Origin of the sequence: Bradyrhizobium acaciae (genome assembly GCF_020889785.1) — a bacterium.
Taxonomy (GTDB): Bacteria; Pseudomonadota; Alphaproteobacteria; order Rhizobiales; family Xanthobacteraceae; genus Bradyrhizobium; species Bradyrhizobium acaciae.
Window position 1 is genome coordinate 70,556 of sequence record NZ_JACMYK010000005.1, and the last position, 21,488, is coordinate 92,043.

The 21,488-nt window shown below is 57.5% G+C and carries 16 protein-coding genes and 1 pseudogene; 7 read left to right on the forward strand and 10 right to left on the reverse strand.

The features are described from left to right. The first annotated feature begins 11 nt into the window (after nt 1-11). Both H8A92_RS04170 and H8A92_RS04175 read left to right on the forward strand, forming a co-directional pair. Nucleotides 12-1,319, forward strand: a complete 1,308-nt coding sequence (locus H8A92_RS04170) for an FAD-dependent oxidoreductase (RefSeq protein WP_229194591.1) — start codon at nt 12-14, stop codon at nt 1,317-1,319. 39 nt (nt 1,320-1,358) lie between these two features. Beyond that, nucleotides 1,359-1,655, forward strand: coding sequence for a ferredoxin family protein (locus tag H8A92_RS04175; RefSeq protein WP_157348532.1), 297 nt, complete (start codon nt 1,359-1,361; stop codon nt 1,653-1,655). 187 nt (nt 1,656-1,842) lie between these two features. On the opposite strand, the pseudogene ahpD reads toward H8A92_RS04175, so the two are convergent. From ahpD to H8A92_RS04205, 6 genes and pseudogenes are all read right to left on the reverse strand, one after another. Beyond that, a pseudogene (ahpD, locus tag H8A92_RS04180) lies at nt 1,843-2,393 on the reverse strand (alkylhydroperoxidase, AhpD family). Between the two features lie 6 nt (nt 2,394-2,399). Further along, a complete protein-coding gene (locus tag H8A92_RS04185; protein WP_229194592.1) occupies nt 2,400-2,954 on the reverse strand; it encodes a peroxiredoxin in 555 nt (184 codons plus the stop codon). Nucleotides 2,955-3,424: 470 nt separating this feature from the next. Next, entirely contained in the window at nt 3,425-4,084 is a 660-nt protein-coding gene (locus H8A92_RS04190) for a DUF2478 domain-containing protein (RefSeq protein ID WP_229194593.1), read from the reverse strand. Further along, nucleotides 4,068-5,264 carry a molybdenum ABC transporter ATP-binding protein gene (gene modC / locus H8A92_RS04195; RefSeq protein WP_229194594.1) on the reverse strand — a complete coding sequence of 399 codons (1,197 nt, stop codon included), beginning with the start codon at nt 5,262-5,264 and terminating at the stop codon, nt 4,068-4,070. Before modC ends, H8A92_RS04190 begins: the two co-directional genes overlap by 17 nt. Continuing rightward, nucleotides 5,261-5,770 (reverse strand): hypothetical protein, encoded by a 510-nt coding sequence (locus H8A92_RS04200; protein ID WP_229194595.1) that lies wholly within the window; start codon nt 5,768-5,770, stop codon nt 5,261-5,263. Before H8A92_RS04200 ends, modC begins: the two co-directional genes overlap by 4 nt. A gap of 1,481 nt (nt 5,771-7,251) precedes the next feature. Next, nucleotides 7,252-8,322: a cytochrome-c peroxidase gene (locus tag H8A92_RS04205; protein ID WP_229194596.1), complete on the reverse strand. Its 1,071-nt coding sequence runs from the start codon at nt 8,320-8,322 to the stop codon at nt 7,252-7,254. Between the two features lie 1,794 nt (nt 8,323-10,116). Between H8A92_RS04205 and H8A92_RS04210 the strand changes: the two genes are divergently transcribed. From H8A92_RS04210 to H8A92_RS04225, 4 genes are all read left to right on the forward strand, one after another. Further along, nucleotides 10,117-10,395 carry a hypothetical protein gene (locus H8A92_RS04210; protein WP_229194597.1) on the forward strand — a complete coding sequence of 93 codons (279 nt, stop codon included), beginning with the start codon at nt 10,117-10,119 and terminating at the stop codon, nt 10,393-10,395. Between the two features lie 1,701 nt (nt 10,396-12,096). Further along, complete coding sequence (locus tag H8A92_RS04215) at nt 12,097-12,936, forward strand: hypothetical protein (RefSeq protein WP_229194598.1); 840 nt, start codon at nt 12,097-12,099, stop codon at nt 12,934-12,936. Nucleotides 12,937-13,432: 496 nt separating this feature from the next. Beyond that, nucleotides 13,433-13,678 (forward strand): hypothetical protein, encoded by a 246-nt coding sequence (locus tag H8A92_RS04220; protein ID WP_229194599.1) that lies wholly within the window; start codon nt 13,433-13,435, stop codon nt 13,676-13,678. A gap of 768 nt (nt 13,679-14,446) precedes the next feature. After that, nucleotides 14,447-16,258: an NEL-type E3 ubiquitin ligase domain-containing protein gene (locus tag H8A92_RS04225; protein WP_420831289.1), complete on the forward strand. Its 1,812-nt coding sequence runs from the start codon at nt 14,447-14,449 to the stop codon at nt 16,256-16,258. A 230-nt stretch (nt 16,259-16,488) separates the two neighbouring features. Here H8A92_RS04225 and H8A92_RS04230 read toward each other — a convergent pair whose 3' ends face one another. The 3 genes from H8A92_RS04230 to H8A92_RS04240 all read right to left on the reverse strand — a co-directional run bounded on the left by H8A92_RS04230 (nt 16,489) and on the right by H8A92_RS04240 (nt 19,573). Next, entirely contained in the window at nt 16,489-17,208 is a 720-nt protein-coding gene (locus H8A92_RS04230; RefSeq protein ID WP_229194600.1) for a hypothetical protein, read from the reverse strand. Nucleotides 17,209-17,268: 60 nt separating this feature from the next. Further along, nucleotides 17,269-18,018: a P-loop NTPase family protein gene (locus H8A92_RS04235; RefSeq protein ID WP_229157581.1), complete on the reverse strand. Its 750-nt coding sequence runs from the start codon at nt 18,016-18,018 to the stop codon at nt 17,269-17,271. Between the two features lie 844 nt (nt 18,019-18,862). After that, the gene (locus tag H8A92_RS04240; RefSeq protein WP_229194601.1) at nt 18,863-19,573 is read right to left on the reverse strand and encodes a hypothetical protein; all 711 of its coding nucleotides are present in this window, start codon (nt 19,571-19,573) and stop codon (nt 18,863-18,865) included. A gap of 787 nt (nt 19,574-20,360) precedes the next feature. Here H8A92_RS04240 and H8A92_RS04245 point away from each other — a divergent pair. Then, complete coding sequence (locus H8A92_RS04245) at nt 20,361-20,546, forward strand: hypothetical protein (protein ID WP_076828248.1); 186 nt, start codon at nt 20,361-20,363, stop codon at nt 20,544-20,546. A gap of 332 nt (nt 20,547-20,878) precedes the next feature. Here H8A92_RS04245 and H8A92_RS04250 read toward each other — a convergent pair whose 3' ends face one another. Then, nucleotides 20,879-21,478 (reverse strand): tetratricopeptide repeat protein, encoded by a 600-nt coding sequence (locus H8A92_RS04250; protein WP_229194602.1) that lies wholly within the window; start codon nt 21,476-21,478, stop codon nt 20,879-20,881. Between the last annotated feature and the right edge of the window lie 10 nt (nt 21,479-21,488).

The window sequence follows — 21,488 nt, forward strand, 5'->3', positions numbered from 1 at the left end:
AGGAGATGATGATGATTGAAGAGAGGTTCGATGCCATCGTGGTAGGAGCCGGTATGGCTGGTAACGCGGCGGCACTGTCCATGGCCAGGCAAGGCATGAAGGTGCTGCAGCTCGAGCGCGGCGAATATCCTGGATCGAAAAATGTGCAGGGCGCAATCCTCTACGCGGACATGATGGAAAAGCTAGTCCCCGAGTTTCGCGAAGAGGCGCCGCTCGAGCGTCATCTGGTTGAACAACGGTTCTGGATGATGGACGACCGCTCGCATGTCGGGATGCATTACCGCTCGGACGACTTCAACGAGGAGCGGCCGAATCGCTACACGATCATACGCGCGCAGTTTGACAAATGGTTCTCGTCAAAGGTGCGCGAAGCCGGCGCGACCGTGCTCTGCGAGACGACCGTGACGGAGCTCGTACGGGACGAGCGGGAAAGGATTGTCGGCGTTCGTACGGATCGCCGCGACGGCGAAATACATGCCGATGTCGTCGTGCTCGCTGAAGGGGTCAATGGTCTGCTTGGGACGCGCGCGGGCCTGCGCGCGCGGCCGACACCCGATAATGTTGCGCTCGCCGTCAAGGAAATGCACTTCTTGCCTCGTGAGACCATCGAAGCGCGTTTCAATCTTAGGGGCGATGAAGGCGTCGTGATCGAGGCGGCGGGCACCATTTCCCGCGGTATGACCGGAATGGGTTTCATCTATGCCAACAAAGAGTGTATTTCGCTGGGCATCGGTTGTCTTGTCGCCGATTTCCAGCGCACCGGCCAGACGCCCTACGGCTTGCTCGATCAATTCAAAAGGCATCCCTCTGTGTTGCCTCTGCTAGCAGGTTCCGAAGTCAAGGAATATTCGGCGCATCTCATCCCTGAAGGAGGCTACAAATCGATCCCACAGCTCTACGGGGAAGGCTGGGTGGTCGTTGGCGATGCGGCGCAACTTAACAATGCCGTTCATCGCGAGGGCTCCAATCTCGCGATGACCTCAGGTCGCATAGCGGCTGAAGCTATCGGCCTGGTGAAATCGCGCGGCGAGCCGATGACAGCGACAAATCTGTCGCTCTACAAGAGGATGTTGGATGAGTCCTTCGTCATCAAGGACCTCAAGAAGTACAAGGATTTGCCGCCGCTGATGCATACTCACTCACAAAACTTCTTTCTCACCTATCCGCAGCTCATCTCTAAGGCAATGCAAAACTTTGTGCGGGTCGATGGTACGCCCAAGGTTGAGAAGGAGAAGGCGACCTTGAAATCGTTTGTCAACGCGCGCTCATGGATGGGGCTGTTCGGTGATGCATGTCGTTTTGCGCGAGCCTGGCGCTAATTATCAACAGTGTGAGTTCCAAGTATGGAAGGACAAAGCATGGATGCCGAACCCTCGGTGCGCGTGGAAGACAAGCTGTATTACAACCGCTACCTTGTCGACATTGGTCGTCCTCACGTAAAGGTTCGCGCACACACGTCCCCATCGCCGCAGCTAGTTGCGCTTTTGAAAGCGTGCCCCGCGCGATGCTATGAGCTGAACGATGAGGGGCGGGTCGAGGTGACTGTCGACGGCTGTATCGAGTGCGGTACCTGCCGGGTGATCGCCGAGCCCACCGGCGATATCCAGTGGAGTTATCCGCGCGGCGGATATGGGGTGCTGTTCAAGTTTGGCTGAGGGTGGCTGAGGATGGAACGAAGCCGTGGTACGAACCGCCCCCAAGCGTCGGAATATTAGCATCTTTCGCACGCTCCGTCTCTGGCACGGTGCGAGCAATTTGAGCTAGACACGTATCAAGGTAAGAGGACCGGTGTGGCGATACGGAACGGCGCCACACCCTGTCGATCGGATGGCAGAGGAGGCATCAGCCCGTTGCCTGGGATGGGCTCCGCCGAACGGCTTCGATAGCAATCGCCACTGACTGGACGATAGCAGCAGAACGCACGGCAGTAAGGATCACTTCGGAGCTGACGCCCGCTGCTCGCAGTGTCTTCTCGTGGGCATCGATACAAGCACCGCATCCGCTTATGGCGGAGACAGCAAGTGACACCATAGCTCGAAATCAGACTTATCAACACCCGGACTGCCAATCACGTTCATACGCAGCCGTGGCGGCATTGTCTTGTATTCCGGATTAGAGGCGAGGTGAACGAAGCGGTAGTAGACATTGTTCATCGCCATCACAGCGGCCGCAGATTTCGCTGCCTCGATCGCCACAGGCGTCATCACCGCGACCGCGGCGGATTCCATTGCGGCAATTACGTCTGCATTGCGGGTGGCAATCGCGCTCGCCAGCAGCAGCCCGTATTGCCGCTGCGGCGAGAGTGTCTCATCGGCCATCAAGGACGTCAGATTGAGCCTGACGTCCTTGGCGAAATCGGGGATCTTTTCATTCAACTGTTCGATCGACAACATGCTGCCTCAAGCGACCTTCAGGACTTCGCCGCCGATTTCGCGGTTGCAGGGACAGAGCTCGTCGGTTTGGAGGGCGTCCAGCACGCGCAGTGTGTCCTTGGGGCTGCGCCCGACGTTGAGATTGGTCGCATAGACGTGCTGGATCGTGTTGGCGGGGTCAACAATATAGGTGTAGCGATACGCGACCCCTTCGGGGGAACGCACACCAAGGCCATCGACCAGGGTCCCCTTTGTGTCGGCAAACTGCCAGATTGGTAAATTTTGCAAATCGACATGTGAGCGTCGCCACGCAAGCTTGCAGAACTCGTTGTCAGTCGAGCCCCCCAGTACCACTGCATCGCGGTCGACGAATTCCTTGGAAAGCCGGGCAAACTCGGCGATTTCGGTCGGGCAGACGAAGGTGAAGTCCTTGGGATAGAAGAAGATGATCTTCCATTTTTCCGGGAAGCTGGCTTCGGTCAACGTCTCGAATGCACTCTGCCCATCTTCTTCCTGCGCCTGAAAGCCAGGCTTCACGCCTGTAATCTCGAACGGCGGCAATTGACTTCCAATTCCAAGCATACGATCCTCACACGTTTGTTTTCCGGGCATGGTGACCACGCTGGTGAAGCAAACGACATGCCATCAGTTCTCAAGAGCCGACTGTCCTGGTTGTTCCGCGCAGCGGCTTGGCTGCAGGGTTCGCCTCGCGCATTAAGGCCGCTCGAAACGGCAGGTTGATCACCAAGCTGCGAGGATTTGCCGCATCTGAAACAGGAATGAAAGCCAAACAGGCTCGCTGCGGTGGCAATGAAGATTTGAAATCTACGTAGCGTCAGGTTGGACGGCAGTCAGACCTCAGTCTCACCAATCTCGTCATTGATCGGCAGGTACTGCAAACCCGGCTGAGGGCCTGATATCGGCCTCGACTGAGTGGCGCCAAGTTGATTGCACTGCGACTTCGCGCCGGTTGAACGTCCACAATAGGAGCCTTGCATCAAAGCATCATGGTGTCTCGTAACGAGGGGCGGAGCCCGGAGCTAAGGCTATTTTCAGAGACGGCGAAGGAGCCCGACGGGCGATTTCGGAGCCGACGTATCCGGTGGTCGTACAGTCGTCATCAAGCGCTCCGGTAACACAGTGCCTAAATAGTCGCAGCTGGGATTGAAAGCCAAGCTGCGCGCTAGGCGCGTGGAGATATCGCGCCACCATCGCTGAACGATTTGGCGATCGCAAAATAGCAACTTGCCAATACCAGCCGAGAGAGTTCGCCAAGCGGCAAGACATCCAACTAGAACGGCTGTCAGAAGTGGTACGTCACGGGCGACTGGGTCGACGAATTCGGCGCGGGGGCGGCCGCCAGTTGTTTGCTGCCGGCAAAATGTGCTCATCGCGCGGAGAGCGACCAGGTCGCGAAGCGCGCGGAAAGCAATAGCTGCGGCCTTCGCAAGTCCATTTGTATTGAGCTTATAGAAAAAGCTGCGCTGCCGACTTGCTCGGAAATCGAGATTTCTTGCCCTGACGTAATGTTCCTTGCGACCAGGCTGGGTAGCGTGTGCGCCCGTCAGGTGTCGCCGGATGATGCCGCCGACACGTACGGCTCGCCGCGCGAGATCCTGGGCTAAATCGCCCTGTGGCACATCTACATCGTCTGACCGGTCGAAGACGGCCGGAATATGCTTCGGATTTATCTCATCAAGATCGTCGCTCATCGTCGTACTCCGATTGCTGTTCGTTTCCCGTATCGGCGCTTATCTGTCGAATACCTCCTGCTGAAGTGGAAGGCCCTACGAGCAACCGCTCGGGGAATGCGACCGGCACGGCGCGCGCGACCTCGGCGAATACGTCAATGCCATTGCCCAGCCGTAGCGCATCAAAGGAGCGACGCGGGATGCGGGCCAGAAGCGGTACGCCCGAACGGCCAGTTTCGAGAGCCAGGACCAAGGTAACCTCAGCATCGTCGAACGGCAGACAGTCTTTGATGCGTGCCGGAAAGACATTGAGGATGGAGCTGGCGCGCGGCGGCTCGCACGCGATGCTGACATCGCCGGCTGCGACGCGCAGCCGTAGCTGCGCGCCCGGCCTAAGCGGCGCTCCAGGGATCAGCAGGCGCGCGCCTTTGAGGCGGAGGATGATCAGCCCATAGCGCCCGTCATAGCCGCCGACCACGGTATCAAGGCAGACTGCCGCATCGCCGCGCGCGGCAAGAGCCGGGGCGCTCTGAACGACATTGAGTGGTCCGGCCGCAGTTACAACGCCATCTCTCATCATGACGAGATGATCGGAAAAGCGCTCTATATCAGCCATGTCATGGCTGACATAGATCATGGGTAATGGGAGCTCTTCCCGCATCCGCTCGAGAAACGGCAATATCTCGCATTTAGCGGAGCGGTCGAGCAAAATGAGCGGGTCGTCAAGCAAAAGTAGCCGAGGTTGTGCTAGCAGCGCGCTACCCAGGGCAAGGCGCTGTCGCTCGGCGTCAGAAAGATGCGATGGCGAACGCTCGAGCAGCGGGGTAAGGGCGAGCAATTCGACCACGCCATCAAAATCGATCAGTGTCGGTTTCGATTTCGATGCGTTGAACAGAAGAGTGCGCTTGACGGACAAATGAGAAAAAAGAATTGGTCGTTGGAATACATAAGCAACGGGACGCAGATGAGGCGGCCGAAACGTCGTCTGATCTTGCCAAATCTCACCATCGATTGCGCAAAATCCAGCCGGCAGACGTTGCACGCCAGCGATGCAGCGTGCGAGCGCGGTCTTACCGCAGCCAGGCGGGCCGAAAATAGCCGTAACGCCTTTGGCGGGTGCGCTGAATTGGGCCACAAGCGGGATGTTTGCGAGAGAGCCGTTGAAGGCGAATTCGATATAGCCAGGTTTTGCTTCTCTCACGTGCCCGCGCCTGTGATGCATCTTTCTACCAAGATCACGAGCAGAATCGTCGCGATCACCATGCCTCCGAGAATCCAGTCTGCTCTGCTCCAGCGCGGTGTCTCCGCCCCCAAGAGGCCATAACGCATGGCTGCGGCATTACAGATTGATGGTGTTAGGACAAGCGGCTTGTTGAGCATCTCCGAGCCATCGATGATCGTGGCAATCGGACGCTGCCCTGCGCGCTTGCCGATCACACAGGGAGAGCCGAATTCCAGCATCGTCGAATGCTCAGCTGACTTGGCCGGACCAAGGGTGTTGATTGCAAGCTGAAATGGCCCCGCTTGTGTCGTTGGGCGCAAAGGCTGTCGGCTCGCGCCAGAGCTCAAGATTGGCTCTGGGGCCGAAATCCGCTCCAATGACGCCACAGTTTTGGTAGCAGATGTGAAGGCTGCGCCGGTGGCCCCAATCGTGGCTTCTGCGTTCCCGGGTGCAAGCAGCATCAAAGTCAGATCGATCAAGATCAATCGGATAAGCCTCATTTTGGACTACGGGTCCGCTGCGACCGCTTTCTTCGCGGCAGCTCGTTGAACCTTGCCGAGCAATCCGCGTGCCGTTCCAAGGAAGTGGTGCGCGGCTGGCGTGACAAAGAGGCTTCGCATCGCTCTCCGCCCGGCGCCTTAGATGGTCGTATTCTTATGGTAGGGTTTTCGACGCTCGCGTCATCAACCGCACATGGAGGGCGGTGAGATGAAAGCTGCGCGAGATGCTATCGTCGCTGCGCTGGAGATGGTTCGTTGGCGAACATGCGACCGTCACTCGCTAATAACGCATAAGGCGACACGATCTAGCTAGTTTGTCAGACCTTACCGATCTGCCGGAGGAGAGAAGGTTGGTTCATTGGCAACCTGAGGAACTTGACTGGCTATCTAGAAGCTTTCGTGATCGTCTGGACGGACATCTCACGGATACGAGTCGTCGCTGGCAAGATCATTCAAATCCAGCCCGGTTCGTAGCCTCGCGCGATCGTCCCAATAACCCGAGGGCGAGGCGTCACGCGCGAACTCATGATCGATCTCCTGGTCACATCAGTACACAGGTGGACTCGGTGCGAACGATCAACGATGCCGCTGCGTGGAGCATTCTCTCATCAGGAGCAGCACGCCGCAACACCATCGCTCCATTGCGCATCAGCCCTGCATCAAGGTGTCGAGAGTACGACGTTGCATTCTCGGAGTAGACGGATTCGACCGGCAGGATCGTCTGCCATGATGCCGACGGAGGTTCGATCTTTGGTAACCCATCGATCGCACAACACGGAGAGTCAAAGAGCTGTCGACCAAATTGATGGACGTCCAACCAGCGGCACTTAGCGTCCGCTGTGGCGAAGCGAAGAGGAGATCGCCGCGTCATTGCATGTGGTGGCGGTAGGAGCCAATCGGTTGACTTTCGATGGCATCTTCGTGCTGCGCTGGCAGTTGTTTAGAGCCGGAGTTCAAGTCTTTCCGCATGCTGCGACCGTTTCCGACCAGCTGTGCGTTGAACAGTCACAGACCTTGGCGCGAAAACGACGTCAAGATCGAAAAGAGCCGGCACGCGCATCGCGTCAGCTGGCATGGCCCCTGCATATGACAGGCGGCCGAGCAGGGAACGGACATTGATCAGGTCGCCGCGGTTGGCGCAAGCTTTGTCATTTTCGTGGGATGAAATGGCTATCTGGAGCTCTTGTAGTTTTGCGATGCTGGTCTAGCCGGAATCTGCTGCCGGGCAGATCCTGGCCGACGAGATCGCGCGTCCGTTGCTGGTTCAGTCCGATTATGAGCGAGCGCTGACGAATCGGCGATCGCTATGACCAACTCACCGTCAGTGTACCCGAAGTACCTGCGAAAGGGTAGCGGCTTAGAGGTTTGGGCTGCAGCTCTAACTCGACCACACGATCCTGACTTCGTCGCGGCCGTCACCGCGCTGTATTCTCGATAATCACAGGTAGTTTCGCGATCGTGACGCCCTATTTGTCTAAAGAGGGCCTTGGGGTGACGTCGGTGCGTGCGGGTAGTATCGGATAATCGATCTTCGGCAACTGCCCGGTAAGCGAATTTAGAAAGGCGACAATTTCGTCAGTTTCTTTGTCACTCAGCTTTATGCCGAGTTGAACCTCACTCATTACGTCAACCGCCTGTTTGAGGCTCCAGACCTGACCGGAATGGAAGTAGGGAGACCGCAATGCGACGTTGCGCAGTGGCGCGGAGCGGAAAACATACTCATCACTAGGATTCTTAGTGACGGAAAACCGTCCCTTATCGTCTCTCGGAAGCACGTTTGCGTCGGGCCGTTCAATCACGCCAAACGGGAAGTAATCCTGTCCACCGACGTTAATTCCGTTGTGGCAGGAGGAGCATCCCTTTTCGATAAATAGCTTTAGGCCGGCTTTCTGCTTGTCACTGAGAGCATATCCATCGCCCTCAAGGTACTGATCGAAGGGGGCGGTGGGTGTGATCAAGGTCGCCTCGAAAGCCTCGATGGCCTTGGCAGAATTTTCAAAGGTAACGGGCGCCGCGTCGTTGGGGAACGCCTTACTGAACATAACGACATATTCCGTCATTGAATTTAACGTGCTGAGCACGCGATCGGGCGTCGCATTCATTTCGACGCCAGCCTGGATAGGGCCCGCGGCCTGCGCCTTGAGGTCTGCCGCGCGCCCGTCCCAGAACTGCGCCACGTTGAAGACCGCGTTGTAGACAGTTGGCGCGCGGCGTGAACCCTGCTGCCAGCGATGACCGATCGAAGTCGGACCGGCATCTACCCCGCCCATCCCAACGTTATGACACGTGTTGCAGCTAATGACCCCGCTCGCCGAGAGCCTCGGATCGAAGAACAGGGACTTGCCAAGGGTGACCTTTTCGTGGGTGATCGGGTTGTCCTTCACCGCTGGAACCATTGAAGGGATCGGCTTGAAAAGTCGCCTGGCGGCGCTCATTAGATCATCATTGGCATCTGCTGTTGACGAAGCCAGAATGGCAATGGCCACGACAAACAGCTTGCCTACCATATAAAGCTCGCCTGCCGCTGGTTTCCTCATATTAAGCCTCGTTCGTCGTAGATCACGCAATCGCGAGCATAGGGCGGTGCGGGCGCTTCAGTCCGTCCGCAGAAAGATCCGCAGCAATCGACGACGAATGATATCTTCCGCGTTGCGGCTAGGCTCACCCAAACCCAGCTCACGCGCCGAGTAGCAACTGCCGTGCCAGCGGGGCTCAAGGTCGAAGCCGCTGAGCTGGCGCCGAGCAATTGCACACCAGCAATAGGCAGCAGGCAGCTTGAGCCTACGGAATCCGCCGTCAGTCAGAGCCGCGGCCGTCACAATCCAGAACAAGCTATTCTGACCACCGGTCCAAAGTCTTGTGCAACTCGGAACACTATCGTGCCAAACTCTCTGCAGGCTCTGAGATCGTTAGCGCGGACGGCGAACAAGCGAGCAGCATTGGCGGCAACTTCTCCCCGATCACCCCAGGGCGCCTGCAACCCGACACTAGGCCGATCGACCAACACCGGCGACGTTTCATACGCCCGGGGCAGTCAGCAAAGCGTGCAGCTGGCGCGAGTTCGTCCACAATGCGGATGGGCCCGTCTCAGGGCGTATTCACACTTGCTGGACTCAAAATGCTTGAATCGATCGTAGCGTCAGGTTGTAGGCCTTGCGAAGCAGAACTTTCGCATCAGGGAACGCCACATTGGGAGCTAGCATCGCGAATGTCACAGGGCCGGAACGTGTTGCGCGCGGCAAGACGATGATTCCGGAGACCGCTATGATTACGGCGCCCCCGCAACGGCCGCTGCCGAGCTGTCGCCTAGCTCCCGGTAAACAGATGATGCTCGTTGAGCAAAGAACCATAGTGAACGATAAGCGGCTTAAGAGAGGTTTGGTGAATCAAAAACGACGAATTGGGTGGACTTACAATGCGCACCGCTGGGCAACCGCCCTTGCTGCAATCGCGGCCATGTGGTGTACAGGACACGCTCGCGCGCGAGATCAGCGGGCCGAAGAGGTCCTCACGTCGTGCAGACCAGACGTAATGCGCTTCTGTGAGCGCTTCACAGGACGTAGGGATGTAGACGCAGCCATGTTTTGTCTTAGGGACAATTTCAAAAGCTTGGGCGTCGAATGTCGCCGCGCGATACCAACCGCGGCAGATAGAAGCGGCGGACGAAAACGACGTCTCAATAGAGTTCCGATCGTCCTCCATCGAGAATGATCCGTCCGGGCAGAAGTCACCGAAATTGACGCACGGTGACTAGGCTGATTAGCGCTAGACTGTGACCCGTCTGCTGTTTCGAAGTTCTATCGGGCTGGAATCGTCATCCAGTCGAGCCGGACGCATCCACCAGCGGCAATGAGCGTCGCGAACCGATTGACCTCGTTCGGCGATCGACCTGCCCACCGCGCGCGCTACGAGGTTATGGTTCGCTTTGAGGTTCGATGTGCTACTGCGGCGGTTGCGCGCTATCTGCGCTGCAGCCCGTTCGGCGGACAAGACAACCGTGAAGTTGCCATCGGCTGGCTGCAAATGATCCGACGGACGAATCTGCTTCAGCGTCGGAGGTCGTTAGGCTGCACATCGTTCAGGAGTCCGTATTCCTCCATCAAGCTATGGCGTTGTTGTCGCAGCCTAGCAGTTCCCACAGGTGACTAGATCGACTATGACTGGCAAAAGATCGCGAATGCTCGCGTTGGGGCAGGCATTCGATCGCGGTCTTCCAGATATTCTCACATTGGGATGCGGTTGGGCTCGAGGGGGCGAATCGAGGAGAGTGCTGAGGTTAACCCCCAATTTGGTTCGCGAATGAACTGCTCGATGCCATTGCGGCGTTTTCGATGGACGCTTCAGAGGAGCCGTTGGGCCGGGGCGTGGTGCTGGTGGTCGAATTCACATTAGGGTTCAAAACCAAAGGAAACGTCGTCGACAAGAGCCGCTCAAAGGCAGACAGCTGTTCAAGCAGGCGCTTCTCAACAGCCTCGCGTTCCGCGCCAGATACGTCCCTTTTAAGTAACCGCCGGCAGCGCCAGATCTCGTTCCGCAGCCACCTGATCTTACTTAACCTATCATCGATCGAAGTCATTGCAGATGTGGTTCACTTTGGCATTCGAGCTTAAGCACGCGGATCTTCATGAGTAGCGGTGGCTCCGCATTCATGCCGAATGATTCCGTCTGAGGACTTGCGACTGCTCACCCGTTTCTGCGCAGATGTGGCGAGCGGTTCGATTTGTGCAAGGCCCCTGTTAATCGATATCACCTTACACCGCACGTCTGACGAGAAATCGCGGCAGATCCACGAGTGTTCTCCGCGCCCTGATAGCGTATCTTGCATAATTCCTGCGCTCTACAGTTTCGTGCCCATCAGATACGAAAGATGGAGAGATGCTAAGTCACGTCCGGCATTAGGTAGCTTGAGCATGAGCTGGCAAACTTGGGCGCATCTCGCCATGCTCTATGGCACCAAAACTTACAGGCGTCCGGCGGCTTTTGATTGCCCAGGCTGGGTGCGGCTAAACTGTAGGCCAGTAGCGCGAGACCCGAATTTAAGCACGTCGTTCTCTGGCCGTGCGAGCGGTATAAAGAGTGGCGCCTTCATTGCAGTGACCTCCTCTCTAATGGTTGGACAGTCCCGCGCTGCCACCGGGCATTGGCTATCGTCTTTCCCAATGGATGAATTTATGAGTGAGGCGCCCTCATCCTCAGCATGAGAAATAGTATGACGGAAATGTCTTCCTCTATTGGGAGGGCGGGTGGGCCTGACCGCGGTTCCGGCGCTCGCGAATCGATCAAACAAAGCGCATGAGCCAAGGGTGGGGTCTCAGCTATCGACGGCAAATGTCGGCTAGACGCGGTATCTCGCTAAATAAGCACTCCACCGGGAATCATTGTCATCGACATCCGCCGTATACAATCCGCCTCCGCTCCAGGAGGCCGATTTATAGCTTGAATCTAACGTTGCGAGAGGTTGTAGACTTGCGCCGATGGGTCAAGACAAAGCGCAGGATAGGGCAGGCGTCGACGGCTCATTGGCAAATCGGGATCGAGGGAGACGGCTTGCTGATTGCCATCTTGGTGCTTGCAGGCAATAGCCAGGAAGGGCAGTCGCACCATCGCCACGGGAACTCTGGGCGGGCAGTTGGCAAGTGCTGGCAAGTGGAGTCGCCATATGGCTGGACCGATGGAATGATGCGGGCAGCAAAATGTGGTTTGCCATAACTGCGATCATTTAATCGCGCAAACGAGGCGCCCTGAATGAAGAATCCGGCGCCCACAGGCAGATGCTCCAAGACCGTAGATGATAAATGTCTAGCCAGAGGCGATGACCGGTCGCATATAGCCGAAGGGCGCTGCGATGAAAGCTCGGAAGGTCCTATGTCCGTTCAAACTAGTCTCACGACGGCGCTAAACGAAATCGATCGTGCTGGCGGCATTGTTGAATTCTCAACTGCAGTGGTCAGGCGCGACAAGCAACTGTGCAAGGCGGACCTGCCGGTGTTTCTGCAACAAGCAGCCGTTGAGTTTCAATCCAGATTTCTACCGAGTTTCGAGGAAAGCATCTGTGCAGAGAAATCGTGGGGCTATGCCACGACATGCAATGCGGTGAGCCGAAGGGCTGGAGGTCAGGCGGGGCGGGATACTTGCGAGAGAATAGCTTCTCGCGTGTCGCAGCTGGACCATGCTCTGATGAGAAAGATCGGTATAGGGCGCTTTCCGTATTTGTGGCATCATTTGGCAGGCACGCCAGGAGAGCGGACTGTCGCCATGGGGCGGTCCGAATAGCCAAATTTTGTTGCGAGGAAAGCATATCGCTTCAAGAATTGAACAATCTCAGCCTGGCAGGGCTGATAAACGGCTTTAGCAAGTGGCCGGAAGGGAGTGACTTTCGACAGGCCGCGGTTGCAATCGCGGGTGAGGTCATCCGCCGAGCGGGCCGCCCCCATCAGCTCTCGGAATTTAGACAGCAAGGGTTGGTGAGCCTGGTAAACGGATTTAGCAAATGGCCAGAAGAGGCGACCTTGCGCCAAGCCGCGGCCACGCTTGCACTGGAAATCTTGCGGCGCCCCCGGCGGCTCGCCGATTTCGCTCAGCAGGGGTTGGCCATCCTTGTAAACGGTTTTAGCAAGTGGCCTGAGGAGTTGCCCTGTGGTCAAGTCACCGTCGCGGTTGCAACCGAAGTGCTTGGACGTGCGATGCGGTTCCACGAGTTTGGCGAGCAGGATCTGGCGAATTTGGTGAATGGCTTCAGCAAATGGCCAGGGGAGAATGCGTCTCGTCAGGCAACAGTCGCGATCGCAAGTGAGCTCCTGCGCCGCGCCGTCCAGCTTCCGCATTTTACCCAGCAAGGATTGGCGAACCTGGTGAACGGGTTGTGCAAATGGCCTGAAGATGGGACTTGCCGTAAGGCTGCGGTTGCGATCGCCGGTGAAGTATTTTGCCGTGCTGCACAGCTCCCCGATCTGACTCAGCAGGGGCTGTCAAACCTCGTGAACGGTTTTAGTAAGTGGCCGGAAGAGGTCGTGTCTCGCCGAGCCGCGGTTGCACTCGCTCGCGAGGTCCTGCGCCGCGCCGCTCAGCTCTGCGAGTTCTCACAGCAGGGACTTGCGAACCTAGTGAGCGGCTTCACTAACTGGCCGGACGAGCTCCGTGTGGTCAAGTGACCATCGTGCTCGCAGACGAGGTCCTTCGCCGCGCCGATCGGAGGACGGGGCTCTCGGATTTCACTACCCAGGATCTCAGGGGCCTGCTGATTGGCTTCCACAGATCGCCACCAGAAAGTGCCGCTCGCCGGGCCACGATCACGATCGTCAATGAGGTCCTTGGGCGGGGTATCAGGCTCTTTAATTTTACCAAGCTGGAAGCGGAGAGTTTGCTGAGTGGGTTTAGCAAGTGGCCGCAACACGCCGTCGGGCAAGGGAGGGTAACTGAGATCATCAGGGAGCTGCAACTCGTGTCGGAGACCGGGTAGGCGCGCGAGAGGATAAGCGATGTTAGCAGATGAGGCGATCGAGCAAAGAAAGCGCCAGGCTAGTGGTGTTCGATACGCATGGGGCGATGTCACGACATGACAACCCGGAACAATGAGAGGGGTCATAGGTCTATCGGCGACGCCCAGATTGTACAGAATTGAGCGACTAATCAGAAGGACGTAGATTCGTGAGTCACGCTGAAAACGACGTCGTCGAGCATATGCTCTCATCATTGACGATCAGCTTGTTTCAGAATCGTATCGCGCCATCCGACGAACAGGTGATGTATCATTTCGGGCTGGCCTGCGAAAGAGCGGGGTTGATCGCGACGGAAGAGGTCGCAATACGGATATTGAAACGCGTGTCGCGCGAGATCAACCAAGCGCAGTCGGTGCTTGAGTTCGTTGGTCGCGGCGAGGGTTGGCTACACTGAGCGCAACGTAAGGAAATTCGATCCCGATAGTGATGTGCGGTGTCTGTTTGACTCGGAAGGGATCCGCGAGCGGAATTACCGCTTGCCTGCCGCAAGCCGCGAACGCGCCAGTCGAGCTTGAGGATCATGGCCGCGATCATTAGTAGCTGGAGGCTAATCATTCAGGTCAGCTTTGCTGATTGGGTACGCGCCTTGGCTTCGGTGAGCAGCTAGCACGTTAAGCGCAACATCAGTTAGCTTCGGCTCAGCGATTAAAACCAACGTTTCGCAGGCATGGTGACGTAGCGCGCCGGTCACGTCGTCGTTCCGTCAGCATCACGCAGCCGGCGTGCGCTGCTCGGACACCAATTTTGCCGAGCAGGAAACCTATTTGGTCCGTCGGACTTTTTGCGGAGTGCTGCGCCTGAGCGTCGAGAGACATCGAAGGAATGTTGGGCGCCGCATTGATCATCGCTTCGGGGCCGTCAGCTTGTCGACAGCTAGATCTCGTAGGCTAAATGTCCCCAATCGCTGGCAAGGCCGGCTCGATGTGCTTAGGCATGGCAGGAGAGGGAAATGAATTCCAGTATCAACCCGATCCGCGCGCGAGGCCCGTTGAGATTGGTCCTCGGTCGCCATCGGGCGCAGAGTAATCGCACCAAGCCGTGCGTGGCTACCGCTTCGTGATGTGCGTCAGCCGATGAAGCGCATCCATAGCGGCGCTCTACCGGCTTCATGATATGCTGCCCCGGTGCATTCGCTTCCTTTAGCTCCGACGAGACAACATTTATGAATGCAGAACAGCTTGGCGCTGGGACTGCTTCCGATTGGGAGAGCTCCGAACTAGGGTCTCCGGTCTCATCGCAATGGGACGAAGTGTTGACGGATGCGCAGGCGTCTGCGGACTTGCCGGACCAGGTCTTGACGGATTGGGCTGCCGAAGACGCGCACGGGCATCATGAGGATCCGCAGCAGGCGGTAAGTCGAATGAGGGCCTGGAGGGACACGGGCGATCTCAATGAGCCACTGGATCTGTCGTCCCTGTCCCTGATCAACTTGGCGGCCCCGATCCCGGCCGGCTTGCGCCGCCTGAATGTCGACAACAATGAGCTGAACAGCCTTCCCGAAGTTCTTCCGGCCAGTTTGCAGCGGCTCTATGCGAACAATAATCGGCTGACCGGCCTGCCCGCGCTTCCGCCTAGTCTGCGGCGGCTCTATGCCGTTAGCAACGGGCTGTCCAGCCTGCCCGCAGAGCTGCCGCCTGGATTGCGGCGCCTGAATGTCGACAACAATCAGTTAACCAGCTTGCCCGATCGCCTTCCAGCGACGCTTCAGGAGTTGGACGTCGCGGGCAATCGGCTGACTCGTCTGCCCGAGCTTCCAGCCGGGCTCGAGCGCCTGAATGTCGACTATAACCAGCTGACCGATCTGCCCGAGCCTCTTCCGGCCGGGCTTGAATGGCTTAGCGCCAGCCATAATCGGCTGACCAGTCTGCCCGAGACGTTTCCGGCCGGCCTGCTATGGCTTGCCGCCAGCAACAACCAGCTAACCAACGTGCCCGCGACTGTGCTGACACAGCTCAGCCGGGACGCGAGTGTTGATCTGGAGAACAATCCCCTGTCCGACGCGGTGCAGACCGGCCTGGCGACCGCCATGCATGCCGGAGACTACGCCGGCCCGCAGGTGTTCTTCTCGATCACCGCAGGCGCGGTGCAAGTTGAGCCGCGGTCGCTGCAGGAGGTGGTCGCGCACTGGCTCGAGGGCGAGTCGACAGCAATAACCGCTTGGCAGGCCTTCGCCGAAGAGCCGGGTGCCCTAGATTATACACGCTTTCTCGACAGACTCCGCGGCACCGTGAACTATGGTAGCGACGCGTTCCGGCACGCGGTCGCCGAAGATCTGCGGCAGGCAGCCATCAGGCCGAATCTACGCGAGCAGTATTTCGAACTGGCCTCCGGAGCGAGCGCGAGCTGCGAAGATCGCATCACTTTGACCTGGAACGGCATGCAGAGCGCACGCCTGAACGCGGATGTCGAGGACGGCGCCTATGACGGACGTCTTGGCGAACTGGTCCAGCACGGCCGCGTTATGTTTCGCTTGGAGGCCCTGGACCGAGTCGCGCGCGAGACCGTCAACTCGCTTCGTCGTGCCGACCCGGACGCGGACGTCGATGAGATCGAGGTCTACCTTGCCTACCAGACCCAACTGCGTGATGCGCTGGAGCTGCGGCACATCGCTCCTGACATGCGCTTCATGAACGTCTCTCACGTTACTGGGGATGATGTCGCCAGGGCCGAGACGGCAGTGCGGAACCAGGAAGCGACGGAATTTCCGCAGTTCCTGGCGACCCGATGGCAGCCTTGGGAAAGTGTGTTAAGGCGCATCGCGCCCGAAGACTATGCCGAGATGCAGGAACGGCTCGTCGACGCCATGGGCGAGCCGTTTCAAGCCCGCTTGGATCGGCGGCTGGCGGAGGGTGGGCTGACAGGAGACGCCGATGCCGAGCGGGTGCTCGGCGCCCAGATACGCAACGAGATCGCGCGCGAGATCAAAGGCGCCGTCATGAACCAGGTCCTCGGGAAGCTCGGCTTCGAGCTATGAGGTCCTCCGCTGGAAAGATCATCCGCGCATCTCGGCCCCCCGGCAAAGCCCAAGGGGGTAGTTGCCGGTCGCGCGATTGGGTGCGGATGAGCTCAAGGAAAAGTACGCTTGATTTGCACCCAATCCAGGCGGAAATTCGCACAGTGCGTTTCATTATCGCCAAAGCCCTTGGGCGGTCGTACAAACGACTGCTCATAAGCTGGACGAATGGATGGCGAGTAGTTCCAGCCTCAATTTGCCTTTGTGCAACGCAGGCTCTCGATGTTCGTCCCGCGGGATCGATAGGATCTTCGCAGCATCAAACTCGATTCTAGATCGCGGAACATCGTGTAGTTCCGTCGTATCCACTGATGCAACTCGGTGGACCAGTCCTTCTCGTCCCGCAGATATCCGGTGAAAGAAAAGCCAAGTCGGTCTATATATCGCTTGAGAAACAGCGGCAGCGCAGAAATCTGGAGCACCCGCTCGCCATCCATGACTTCAGGTAATCCGCCGCGCAGCGCAAATTCATTGTGGACGGTGACCAGCGACGCTGACGGAATCTGCCGCCGCAGTATGTCATAACCGCGAAAGGAAATGCGGTCAGCGCCGGCGATGAATAGAATGATAGGAGCGACACAACGGCGCGCCGTCTCCTTCATGAAGCCGATCTCCTCGCACATCTTGAAGAATTCGTCGAAGGCATGGAAGCCGAGATCGATCACCTTGGGTACCCGATCAGGGACGATAAGCGGGTCCATCAGCTGCATCTTGCCGTAAGTGTCCGTCACATCCGCGGTCTCGGTGATCGTCGGCAGGTAATCGAGCAGTGATGGCTCTTTTAGATTGACATCGAACGACAGGGCGGTGCCGTCTTTGAGCAGCAAGAACTCACTCAGGACGCGCGCGACGAGGGTTTTTCCGACCTGCGGGCTAGGAGAGCAGACGATGTAGATAGGGGTCGCTAACATAGCCAGCAGATCAATCTCGTTTCGTATGTGGGCCTGCTCTTGGCCCGCAAGAATATGTGACTACTTCTCGCCACTCCGCGTCGCGGACTTAGCGCCGGCCAATTCCGTCAAGTTGATGCGATCAAATTCGCTCCAGACATTTGCCAGCCAGTGTCGGACATAGCCGCGTAGCACGAAGGAGTTGTTCGCGGGTTCATCGTTGCGGCCCTTGTTTGCCACGAAATCTACGAACGGGACGGATGCGACTTCGACCTGCTCATAGGCCATCTCGTTAAGTTTCGGGATGGTCAACTCGGTCGCCTGTTTGATGCGGTGAAAGTAGGAATTATAGGTCGACTGGTCCCACTGGAAGAACTGAGTGTCATTGATGAAATTCTTGACCAGATAGTACTTTGCGCCGCTCATGAAGGTGGCGGTCTCCGCGATCTCGTCGAGTGAAGCGATAGACGATCCTAGGATGTGGAACACGGCAAAGGTAATCTGGCCGGACCGCGCCGAATCCAGAAATCCGATGTCGCGCAAGGAGGCCAGTGCTGAGGACAGCAATCCGGCGCGAGCGTCGATGACGGTGACGGATAGCCCGGAGTTCAGGGTATCGAAAATCTTCATCTGGTCCGCGGTCGTCGTCATGTCGACGATCTCGGTAATCGCAGGATAAAAGCGCTTCAACGTCCCCCGCGGAGATTCCGTATCGAAGGCGCGTGTTTGCACGTTGTTGACGCTGAAGTAGTCCAGCAGCGTTCGTGATACGGTCGTCTTGCCGACTCCTCCCTTGTCTGCGCCCACCACAATCACAACTGGCTTCACCATAAAATTCTCCTGAGACACTCGCTCTTGCCGCGCGCGAAGTGCGCAATCGGCGCGTCTCTGCTTTGGGTGAGAACATGGCAGAAAGAAGGGTAATTGAATTTTCGATGACAGAGCTCCTCAGGTTGACGAACGTTTTCAACATCGAGCGAGGTTGCGTCGTCTGATTGACGCGGCGACGCACGTTGAGAGCAGCAAGTAATCGCTCCTGCTCGTGATCTGCGTCAGGGTTGTGAGTAGCCGAAAGGTCGATCACCGAAGACTCGCACAGCGAGTTCGTACCAACCTATTTTCGAAACTGACGAGCCGCATTCTAAAACGTCATCACGCGTCTGGAGACATTGAATCGGGCCAACCCTGTCGAACGAGCTAGATCCGCGACTTTTCTCCAGGCCAATGTAGCACCATCCTGTTCACATCGAGGTTGAAAGCTGACGCAGCGTAAGATTCACGTCCTTCATGCCAATCCAACGATCGGTAGGTAGATCGCTATCGCGACGATCACTAGATTCACCGTTGAGTCGCTTGAATCCGCGACGGCGCAAATCGCAATCCTGCATCTGTTCGCGTCGAAGCGGGATTATCTTGTCGCGGACAAGGTAGGCAGGGAAGCCGGGCGCCGGCCCGACAGCGCGGTCCGACAACATCGCGCGCGGCGGCAACCGCATCTATCCAGCCAAGGCGGACTTGCAGAAGATCGGGCGTCGAATTGCGGCTTCCAGACGCGATCGTCGAAATTCGGCACGTTCGAACGCAAACGAGAAGCTGGAGCCAGCTGGCACAATGGATATTTACGGCGATGTGGCGCCGACTGAAGTTTCGACAGGATTGCTGTCAACATTCCATTCTACACCGTGAATGGCCTGGTGATATTTCTCATAGTCACGAGGCGAGAGTCGGCGAGCAGCTCTTTGGAGTACACCGCGCCGAAGTAGTCGAGGACGAAAGTTCCGGAATAGCGTAGACTTTCGGTTGCGCGGATTAGGTTATCGAGAATTGAGGCCACTTGGCCAATGCGGTCGCGGTGGCGCGCACGGATAACGTTCACGGCGTTCATCGAGTGAACCGCCTCGTCGGCAATCACTTCCCTCAGCCAGTGATGAAACGTGGTGTTGCCAAGGGCGTCATAGAAGGGCTTCTCTGCTGCATAGGCACGGCAGGTGCACATCTCATCAAATGCAATCATAACCATTAGGGAGAATTCGTCCTTCAGGTGTTCACCGATTGGACCAAAATCGTGCGACCGAGCGTCTAATCTCTCCCGAATATCCTTTTCGGATCCATTCGCGACGAGTTCAATGATGCGGATGAAGCCATCGGTGTGGCGCTCCTCGTCGATCGCCCAGGCGTTGAAGAATGCCGCAGCTTCATCGCTAACGATGAGGTTTCGGTCGGCTAACTCTTGTTTCAAGTGCCGGGCGTCATATTCCGTGTACAGGTCAGGCCACAATTTATCCCAACGGGCACGCATAACCGACGGCTTATCGTTGAACATCGCTGGCGTAAGAGAATTCAATAGTTCCTTTGGATTCCAGTTCCGCCGAACCGGCGTGATCATCTGAATGCCCCTAATCGCGGTGCGAGCGCTCTAGCGTGCCATTGGTAACAGAGCGCTTGTAAAGCAGTCTGCTGCAAACAACACGTGCCGTCACCCATCTGTTTTGGCGAGTTGATTCTAGGTCGGAGACGTCAGCCTTGGCCGAAGCGTCACCCGAGAGGGCCAGCAACTGCTCGGGGCCAGGGCCGCAAATCGAAAGCCCGACTCTCGTTCGGAGGCGAAAGATGATGCACTTGACGCTGAGAGTGCCGCCTCGGCGGGGCTGTCATGCTGATAGGTACTATTAGTGTCTCCAGATCCAGCGACGCCGCTGGTTCGAGCTAGGGATCGGTCAGTCTGGACCGCGCAGAGTGAGCCCTGTCGTGTGGCATGGGACCGAGGTTCGGACTGGCACCAAGGGACGTCGATCTGCGTCGGCGTCGATTCCAAACCTTGGCCTCGTCGCGGGGATTGATAACGTTGGCCTCCGCTTGCGACGTCACATTGGAAGCCAACCAGTAACAAAGGTTGCTTGATTGATGTGCAAGCCGAGACGTGCCCTCTCTCCTGTTCTTCATCTATACTCTTGCCTGGCTGAAACTGTATGCCGAGCAAACGCGGAGCGGCGGCACCCTTGGCCGGCAATGCGGAGGCGCGTTCGATGGAGGATCATCTCCTGCGAAAGTTCATCGGCTGTCAGGCCGGCAAGAATCTGCCAACCATTCACGCCTTTCGCCCTTGCCGCTAACGGATCGAAAACTGTTATGCAGCAAGTTCTCGCCGAGGACCGCAGGGGAAATAACCGCACATGACCGGACTTGCCGTTATGGAGAACGTGCGACGCTATCGCGCGATAGCGTCTCTGTGCCGGCAGGCCGCCGCATTTCGGCCAATACAAGGCGGCTCATTGCTGGCGCAAGCTGTAGAGTGGGAGGAGCGCGCGGTTGCGGAGCTCGAGAGATATTTTAACTGCTCGCCTGCATGTCTTCGTTGAAGTGACCGGACGATCCAAAGATCCGCTACCCAAGAATAGGTAAACTCAAGATACAGAATGTTGGCCAGGTGACCTGGTTACGAAGTCGTGTGAAAGATCGGCTGCCTACTGGCGTCTAATTGAGGGTAGAGGCCTGCTCCGTCCAAGCGAGAGCGTGTCGGGCTCACGCCATTTAGCCAAGAGACAGCGCTCGGCTCCCCCGATTATACACGATAAAGTTGTGCTCCTCGCGACAACATGGTTCGAAACCAAATGCGACTTGTAATCTCTGCACGTGATCATTATCCGGCTGTCTGTCGGCCAGCCGACTGACAAGGATAGGCATCCGCGATTTACGGTTGTCGGCTGTGAGATATCGATCTGTCTAATGCGTACTGGTCGCCAGGTTGCAACTCCTGATTGGAGTTTCCGATGCCCGTCTTGCCTTCAAGTTCAGCCGACAACTCGAGATTGTTGCGCAACATCGTATTTGTGGGCTCGATCGCGAGGCCTTGACGATATAGCACTTGCGCCTCCTCGTGGCGCCCCTGTTGATCGAGCACTACGCCTTTGGCATTCAATGCGCGCAGGTCGCCGGGTGTTGCCAATAGTACCGCATTGAGCACCTGAAGTGCCTCATCTGAGGAATTGTGCGCCAATAAGGCCCGTGCAAGAGAAATTGCCGCATTGACGTTTTCCGGTTGTTGGTCCAACGTTGCGCGTAGACTCTGCTCATCAGCATCAACGAGAGCGCGCGAGATGCGCTCACGCATGGCGGGGTCAAACTCTTTGGCGCCTGCTCGGTCTGAGGTGGACCGCTGCTGGCGTGAAAGATCGGACAGGCTCGCGCAACCGGTGAGCATCCCAATAGTGAGCATCGCAGGCAGAGCCGACCATTGGCCTGGACTGACGAAGCACAAGCGCCGCCGACGTTTGGTTCCATTTGAATTCATAGCCTGCTCA

Excerpts from the sequence above, each read along its gene's own strand:
- H8A92_RS04170 (WP_229194591.1), top strand. The coding sequence starts at position 12 with ATGATTGAAGAGAGGTTCGATGCCATCGTGGTAGGAGCCGGTATGGCT.
- H8A92_RS04175 (WP_157348532.1), top strand. The coding sequence starts at position 1,359 with ATGGATGCCGAACCCTCGGTGCGCGTGGAAGACAAGCTGTATTACAAC.
- H8A92_RS04185 (WP_229194592.1), bottom strand. The coding sequence starts at position 2,954 with ATGCTTGGAATTGGAAGTCAATTGCCGCCGTTCGAGATTACAGGCGTG.
- H8A92_RS04190 (WP_229194593.1), bottom strand. The coding sequence starts at position 4,084 with ATGAGCGACGATCTTGATGAGATAAATCCGAAGCATATTCCGGCCGTC.
- H8A92_RS04205 (WP_229194596.1), bottom strand. The coding sequence starts at position 8,322 with ATGAGGAAACCAGCGGCAGGCGAGCTTTATATGGTAGGCAAGCTGTTT.
- H8A92_RS04210 (WP_229194597.1), top strand. The coding sequence starts at position 10,117 with ATGGACGCTTCAGAGGAGCCGTTGGGCCGGGGCGTGGTGCTGGTGGTC.
- H8A92_RS04225 (WP_420831289.1), top strand. The coding sequence starts at position 14,447 with ATGAATGCAGAACAGCTTGGCGCTGGGACTGCTTCCGATTGGGAGAGC.
- H8A92_RS04230 (WP_229194600.1), bottom strand. The coding sequence starts at position 17,208 with ATGTTAGCGACCCCTATCTACATCGTCTGCTCTCCTAGCCCGCAGGTC.
- H8A92_RS04235 (WP_229157581.1), bottom strand. The coding sequence starts at position 18,018 with ATGGTGAAGCCAGTTGTGATTGTGGTGGGCGCAGACAAGGGAGGAGTC.
- H8A92_RS04240 (WP_229194601.1), bottom strand. The coding sequence starts at position 19,573 with ATGATCACGCCGGTTCGGCGGAACTGGAATCCAAAGGAACTATTGAAT.
- H8A92_RS04245 (WP_076828248.1), top strand. The coding sequence starts at position 20,361 with ATGACCGGACTTGCCGTTATGGAGAACGTGCGACGCTATCGCGCGATA.
- H8A92_RS04250 (WP_229194602.1), bottom strand. The coding sequence starts at position 21,478 with ATGAATTCAAATGGAACCAAACGTCGGCGGCGCTTGTGCTTCGTCAGT.